This is a genomic window from Catellatospora methionotrophica (assembly GCF_011297335.1).
GTDB lineage: Bacteria > Actinomycetota > Actinomycetes > Mycobacteriales > Micromonosporaceae > Catellatospora > Catellatospora methionotrophica.
This window is the reverse complement of sequence record NZ_JAAOTJ010000048.1, coordinates 1-6,353: the sequence shown is the minus strand read 5'-3', so window position 1 is coordinate 6,353 and position 6,353 is coordinate 1. Positions and strand designations below refer to the sequence as shown.

Sequence of the window (6,353 nt, the reverse complement as noted above, 5' to 3'; positions counted from 1 at the left end):
AAAAAACAAACCCGACATAAATGTCCAGAATGTTTAATACCAAAGTAACCATCCCAAAGGATGGCCAATAAATTGGCACTTGGCTTAAATAGCACCCTGTTGAGTTCTCAAAGAACAAGCACACACCTTGCTGGTGTCCCACATTGTGGGATCCCGCTCGGGGCAACTCATCCAACTTACCCGGTCCGTCGCTCCGTGTCAAGCTAATCTTTCCTGAATTTTCAGGATCGATTTGCATCCATGTCGCGGCTTCCCAGCCCGAACACACCACAACTACTTGATAGTTGGATCAGTTCGGAAGAACCTGCAACCCGGCCGGCGGTCACTTCCGAGACTGTGTCTCGGCGGACTCATCCGCCCGGCTCGTTGCCGGCTCGAAGAACATTACCCGGTCGGTTTCGCGAGCGCAAGTCCCGCACCACCCAGATGTCCGGCGTTTTCCGGACTTCGACTTGAGCTCTTCGCTCGCCTCTTTTGTCCGTTCCGCGCTGGCAGAGAGAACATTACGCAAACCCCGGGTGACCATGCAAATCGGGGTGGTGCGGCCCCGGTCACATTAGACGTGAGCTGGGAAAACTGTCCCTGCAACGGCACCGAGTTCGATGTCTGCCACCCGGGCGCGCAACACGACGGTGTCGCCGTCGGCCAGAAACGCGCGTTCCTCGCCCTTGACCATGACCGGCTCCTTGCCGCCCCACGTCAGTTCCAGGAACGACCCGACCTGGCCACGCTCCGGACCCGACACCGTGCCCGAGGCGTACAGGTCTCCGGTGCGCAGGCTCGCGCCGTTCACGGTCAGGTGCGCAAGCTGCTGCGCCGGGGTCCAGTACATGGTGCGGAACGGCGGGGTGGACACCGTGGTGTCGTTCCACTCGACGGCGATGTCGAGGTCGAGCGCCCGGCGGTCGTCGTCGAGGTACGGCAGCACCGGTGGGTCCTGCACGGGCGCGGCGGTCCAGGCCTGCTCGCCGAACGCGGCCAGCGGGGTGATCCACGCGGACACCGAGGTCGCGAAGGACTTGCCCAGGAACGGGCCGAGCGGCTGGTACTCCCAGGCCTGGATGTCGCGGGCCGACCAGTCGTTGAGCAGCACCACGCCGAACACGTGGTCGGCGAAGCGCTGCCACGGCACGGGCTCACCCATGGTGGAACCGGCCCCGACCACGAAACCGACCTCGGCCTCGATGTCCAGGCGACGGCACGGGCCGAAGTCGTCGGCGGCGCGCTGACCGCTGGGGCGTACCACCGGCGTGCCGCTGACCACGACGGTGCCCGCGCGACCGTGGTAGCCGATGGGCAGGTGTTTCCAGTTCGGCAGCAGGGCGGCCCCGCCGGGCCGGAAGATCTGGCCGACGTTCGAGGCGTGGTGCTCGGAGGAGTAGAAGTCGACGTAGTCGGCGACGGTCCAGGCCAGCACGTTGGTCACGGTCGCGAGCGGGAGCAGCAGCGGCTCGACCTCGGCGCGATGTGCCGGGTCACCGAGCAGCTCCGTGATCCGGGCGCGCACCGCCGACCAGTGCGCCGGCCCGAGCGCGAGGAACGCGTCCAGGTTCGGCGCCCGGAGGCTGTCGCCCGCGAGAATCAACCCGGCCGCCTCCGCGGCAGCCACATCAAAAGCAACATCCCCGATGCGTACGGCACACCGGGCCCGCCCGTCGGACGGCACGACGACGCCGTACGGAAGGTGGTTCAGGTCGTAGCCGCTGCCGGCGGCTCCGGGCACCCAGGTCATGCCATCTCCTCTGCGCTCACCGGCAACCGGTGAGGTGGTTCGCGCGCTCATGCGCGTCCGTCCAGTAGTCCGAGTTTTTGCAGATCATCGAGTGGTTCGGGGATGCTGCAGGTGCCGAAGCCGACCCAGAGCGGCCGCTCACGGGTGCGGCGTGAGCGCACCGCCTCGATCAGGGTCAGCGGCTGGGTGGTGGCCAGCAGCCCGGCGACCTCTGTCACCTCCACTCCCTCCGCGGCGGCGCACGCGGCGGCCAGCACGTTGAGGAAGCCGTGGTGGGTGAAGCCGGTCTCCGGGTCGGTGTGCCGGATCGCGTGGTGCAGGCCCGCGGTGAGCTTGAACGGCAGCCCGCGCTCGTGACACGCGATGATCACCGCGGCGAGCTCCATCGGCGTGGGGAACAGCTCGGCGGCCAGGCCCCCGGTGCGGAACTTCGCCGACACCTCCAGCCCGCTGGCGCGGGCCTGCGCGAGCGCGTCGAGCGCGGTCAGCAGCCCCCAGGCGAGCGGGATCTCCGCGTACCCGCGCACGCCGCTGTCGCGTACGCGATGAATAAATTCGTGCAGGGCCGGTGACGGGTCCTCGCCGCGGCGGGCCATGGCGGCCTCGACCTGGACGACCCGGACCCCGGCGGGCGGCGGCGCGAAGCAGGCGGCCACGGGACCGTCGGCGATGACACCGATTGCCAGTTCCTCGCCCTTGGCCAGCAGCGGCCCGAGTTCGGGCAGCTGGGAGGCGGGCACGAGCAGCGGGCCGACGAGCGGGGCGTACCAGGCGCGGCGGTGTTCGCGGTGGGCCGCTACGGCGTCGGGCAGCGTGGCGCTACCGGGCGGGAAGACCGCGGCATCGTCGAGCAGCTGCGCCAGCAGCGGTGGCGTTGACATGATCAGTCAATCTAGTGGACGCTACATAGAGCGGACAAGAGTGTCCGATTATCGGACGTCTCTCTTCGTAAAGTGGACACCGCTCCTTAAATGCGACACAGGAGGTTGGCCATGCCGTACTACCGCAGCGTCGGCGAGGTCCCGCGGAAACGGCACACCCAGTTCCGCAAGCCGGACGGCGGCCTGTACGCCGAGGAGCTGATGGGCCAGGAAGGCTTCTCCTCCGACTCCTCGCTGCTCTACCACCGGCACGCGCCGACCGCGATCGTGGCGGCCGAGGAGTTCGACCCGCCCGCCTGGACCAGACTGCCGAACCGCCCCCTCAAGCCCCGCCACCTGCAGACCCACAAGCTGGACCAGTCCGGCGCGGACGCGGTGCTCGGCCGGCAGCACCTGCTGGCCAACGACGACTGCCGCATCTCGTACGTGCTCGCCGACACCCCCTCGCCGCTGTACCGCAATGCGATCGGGGACGAGTGCCTCTACGTCGAGGCGGGCCGGCTGCGCGTGGAGTCGGTGTTCGGGGTGCTGGACGCGACCGAGGGCGACTACGTCGTCATCCCCACCTCGGTGGTGCACCGGCTGGTCCCGCTGGAGCCGACCCGGCTGCTGGTCATCGAGGCCACGGGGCACATCGGCCCGCCCAAGCGCTACCTGTCCGTACGCGGGCAGTTCCTGGAGCACTCCCCCTACTGCGAGCGTGACCTGCGCGGGCCGAGCGAGCCGCTGGTCGTCGAGGGCAGCGACGTCGAGGTGCTGGTGCAGCACCGTCGCGGTTGGACCCGGCACGTGTACGCTGAGCACCCGTTCGACGTCGTGGGATGGGACGGGTGCCTCTACCCGTGGGCGTTCTCGATCCACGACTTCGAGCCGATCACCGGCCGCCTGCACCAGCCGCCGCCGGTGCACCAGACGTTCCAGGGCCCGAATTTCGTGATTTGTTCATTCGTGCCGCGCAAGGTCGATTACCACCCGCTCGCGATTCCCGTCCCGTACAACCACCACAACGTCGACTCCGACGAGATGCTGTTCTACACCGGCGGCGACTACGAGGCCCGCCGCGGCTCCGGCATCGGGCAGGGTTCGATCTCGCTGCACCCGTCCGGGTTCACCCACGGACCGCAGCCGGGTGCGGCCGAACGTTCGATCGGAGCGGAACGTTTCGACGAACTAGCCGTCATGGTGGACACATTCCGCCCCTTGGACCTGTGCGAACCGGCGCTCTCCTGCGAAGATCCCGGGTACGCCTGGACGTGGTCGGGCCGGGCCCCGGGGTAACCCGCCGGGTCTGCCCCCACGACCGCCGAGATTGGACGGTGTGGGAATCGGGTGGCTGTACGCCTTCATTCCCGCATCGTCTTATCCGTTCTCATACTTACGGCTGATGGGACCGGGATCACACCCAGTCCACTAGCTGACAATGCTCTGGTTTTAATGTTCCAGACATAGATGTTAAGTAGAGTCAGGACGTCCTGGCGGAGAACGTGGCGTTAAGCCATCGCGGCACATGTGCCGGTCTGATCGCCAGCAGGCACTTCAGTGGGGAGCTGAGAGTGACTACCGTCCACATCGGTGCGTCAAGCAAAGCAGGTCAAGGGGTACGCGGTCATCGTACTACGGCCCTGACCAGAGGGTTGCCCGGTTCGCGGACGCGGTGGGAGTCGCGCTACGTCAAGAGCCTCGTGCTCTCCGACGGAGCGGTCGGGCTCGTCGCCGCCCTCGTCGCCCTGAAGGTGATCTTCGGCCGCACCGACCTGGTCGAGTACGTTGCTTTCAGCCTTTCCCTACCAACCATATGGATTATCGCGCTATTCGCGAACCGCGCCTACGACCGGCGTTATCTATTCGTCGGCAATGACGAGTACCAGCGCGTTCTGCACAGCGGACTGGTGCTCGGCGCGGTGATCGGTCTCGCCTCCTACTTCCTGCACCTCGGTGTCGCCCGCGGCTACGTCGTCATCGCGGTCCCGATCGTCACCGTGTACGGGATCATCAGCCGCTACACCCTGCGCCGCCGGCTGCACCGCGCCTGGGCCCAGGGCAAGTGCCTGCGCCAGGTCGTCGTAGTCGGCCACGAGAGCTCGGTGGTGGCCCTGACCCGCCAGCTCCGGCACGAGCGCTACCACGGCCTCGGCGTCGTCGCGGCCTGCGTGCCCGCGCTGCGCGTCGGCTCTCCCCTCGCCAGCATGGGCATCCTGGTGTACGACAACATCCACCAGGTCTCCGCCGTCGTCGGCGAGGTCGGCGCCGACATGGTCGTCGTGCTCTCCAGCCCCGACCTCGAGGGCGCCGAGCTGCGCCGCCTCGCCTGGAGCCTGGAGAACCAGAAGGTCGACCTGATGGTCGCCAGCGCCCTGTTCGACGTCGCCAACAGCCGCACCACCATCCGCCCGGCCGACGGCCTGCCGATGCTGCACCTGGACCACCCACGGTTCACCGGTGCCGGCCGCCTCGTCAAGAACATCACCGACCGGGTGATCGCCGCGATCGCGCTGACGCTGCTCTCCCCGCTGCTGCTCGCCTGCGCACTGATCATCCGGTTCGGCAACGGCGGCGGCCCGGCGCTGTTCCGCCAGGTGCGCGTCGGCCAGCACCGCCGCGAGTTCCTCATCTACAAGTTCCGCACGATGTACACCGACGCCGAGGACCGGCTGCAGGAACTGCGCCACCTCAACGAGGGCGACGGCGTGCTGTTCAAGATGAAGAACGACCCGCGCGTGACCCCGTTCGGCCGGTGGCTGCGCCGGTACTCGATCGACGAACTGCCCCAGCTGATCAACGTGCTCAAGGGCGAGATGTCGCTGGTCGGGCCCCGCCCGCCGCTGGACTCCGAGGTCGACCAGTACCCCGCTGACATGCACCGGCGGCTCGTGGTCAAGCCGGGCCTGACCGGCCTGTGGCAGGTCTCCGGACGCTCCGACCTCTCCTGGGAGGAGTCGATGCGCCTGGACCTCCGCTACGTCGAGAACTGGTCGCTGACCCTCGACGTGGTCATCCTGCTGCGCACCTGCAGGCTGTCCTGCGCAGTTCCGGCGCTTACTGACGGCCGCGGCCGGACGAGAAAGAGGAGACGACACCAGTGACGACGTTCCAGGTATCGCACCTTGACGCCCTAGAGGCGGAGAGTGTCTTCGTGATGCGGGAGGTGGTGGCGGAGTTCGAGCGTCCGGTGCTGCTGTTCTCGGGTGGCAAGGATTCGATCGTGATGCTGCGTTTGGCGCAGAAGGCGTTCGCTCCGGGCCGGATCCCTTTCCCGGTGATGCACATCGACACGGGCCACAACTTCCCCGAGGTCATGGACTACCGCGACATGCGCGTCCAGGAGCTGGGCCTGCAGCTGATCGTGGCGTCGGTGCCGGAGGCGATCGCGCGTGGTCTGGTGACGGAGCCCGCTGGTGGTTCGCGGAACCGGATCCAGACGCCGGTGTTGTTGGACGCGGTGGACAAGTACCGGTTCGATGCGCTGTTCGGTGGTGCGCGTCGGGATGAGGAGAAGGCTCGGGCCAAGGAGCGGGTGTTCTCGTTCCGGGACGAGTTCGGGCAGTGGGATCCGAAGAACCAGCGCCCTGAGCTGTGGTCGCTGTACAACGGTAGGCATCACCCTGGCGAGTCGATTCGGGTGTTCCCGTTGTCGAACTGGACCGAGCTGGACATCTGGCACTACATCGCGCGGGAGGAGATCCCGCTGCCGTCGATCTACTACGCGCATGAGCGTGAGGTCGTCAACCGTGACGGGATGC

5 protein-coding genes are annotated in these 6,353 nt (G+C 67.2%); 3 read left to right on the top strand and 2 right to left on the bottom strand.

Annotated elements, in window-relative coordinates; genetic code table 11:
- Window positions 1-556 precede the first annotated feature (556 nt).
- A complete protein-coding gene (gene fahA / locus HAV40_RS37775) occupies window positions 557-1,732 on the bottom strand; it encodes a fumarylacetoacetase (protein ID WP_166389126.1) in 1,176 nt (391 codons plus the stop codon).
- Between the two features lie 47 nt (window positions 1,733-1,779).
- A complete protein-coding gene (locus HAV40_RS37770) occupies window positions 1,780-2,613 on the bottom strand; it encodes a hypothetical protein (protein WP_166389125.1) in 834 nt (277 codons plus the stop codon).
- 111 nt (window positions 2,614-2,724) lie between these two features.
- Here HAV40_RS37770 and HAV40_RS37765 point away from each other — a divergent pair, with 111 nt between their 5' ends.
- The 3 genes from HAV40_RS37765 to cysD form a co-directional block, all read left to right on the top strand.
- On the top strand, window positions 2,725-3,891 hold the full coding sequence (locus tag HAV40_RS37765) for a homogentisate 1,2-dioxygenase (protein ID WP_166389124.1): 1,167 nt from the start codon (window positions 2,725-2,727) through the stop codon (window positions 3,889-3,891).
- Window positions 3,892-4,295: 404 nt separating this feature from the next.
- Window positions 4,296-5,696: a sugar transferase gene (locus HAV40_RS37760; protein ID WP_239087079.1), complete on the top strand. Its 1,401-nt coding sequence runs from the start codon at window positions 4,296-4,298 to the stop codon at window positions 5,694-5,696.
- A 53-nt stretch (window positions 5,697-5,749) separates the two neighbouring features.
- The coding region (gene cysD, locus HAV40_RS37755) for a sulfate adenylyltransferase subunit CysD (RefSeq protein ID WP_240935378.1) at window positions 5,750-6,353 on the top strand (604 nt) is incomplete at its 3' end.

What these genes read in the sequence shown, in the direction of transcription:
- fahA (WP_166389126.1), bottom strand. Translation starts at nt 1,732, where the DNA reads ATGACCTGGGTGCCCGGAGCCGCCGGCAGCGGCTACGACCTGAACCAC.
- HAV40_RS37770 (WP_166389125.1), bottom strand. Translation starts at nt 2,613, where the DNA reads ATGTCAACGCCACCGCTGCTGGCGCAGCTGCTCGACGATGCCGCGGTC.
- HAV40_RS37765 (WP_166389124.1), top strand. Translation starts at nt 2,725, where the DNA reads ATGCCGTACTACCGCAGCGTCGGCGAGGTCCCGCGGAAACGGCACACC.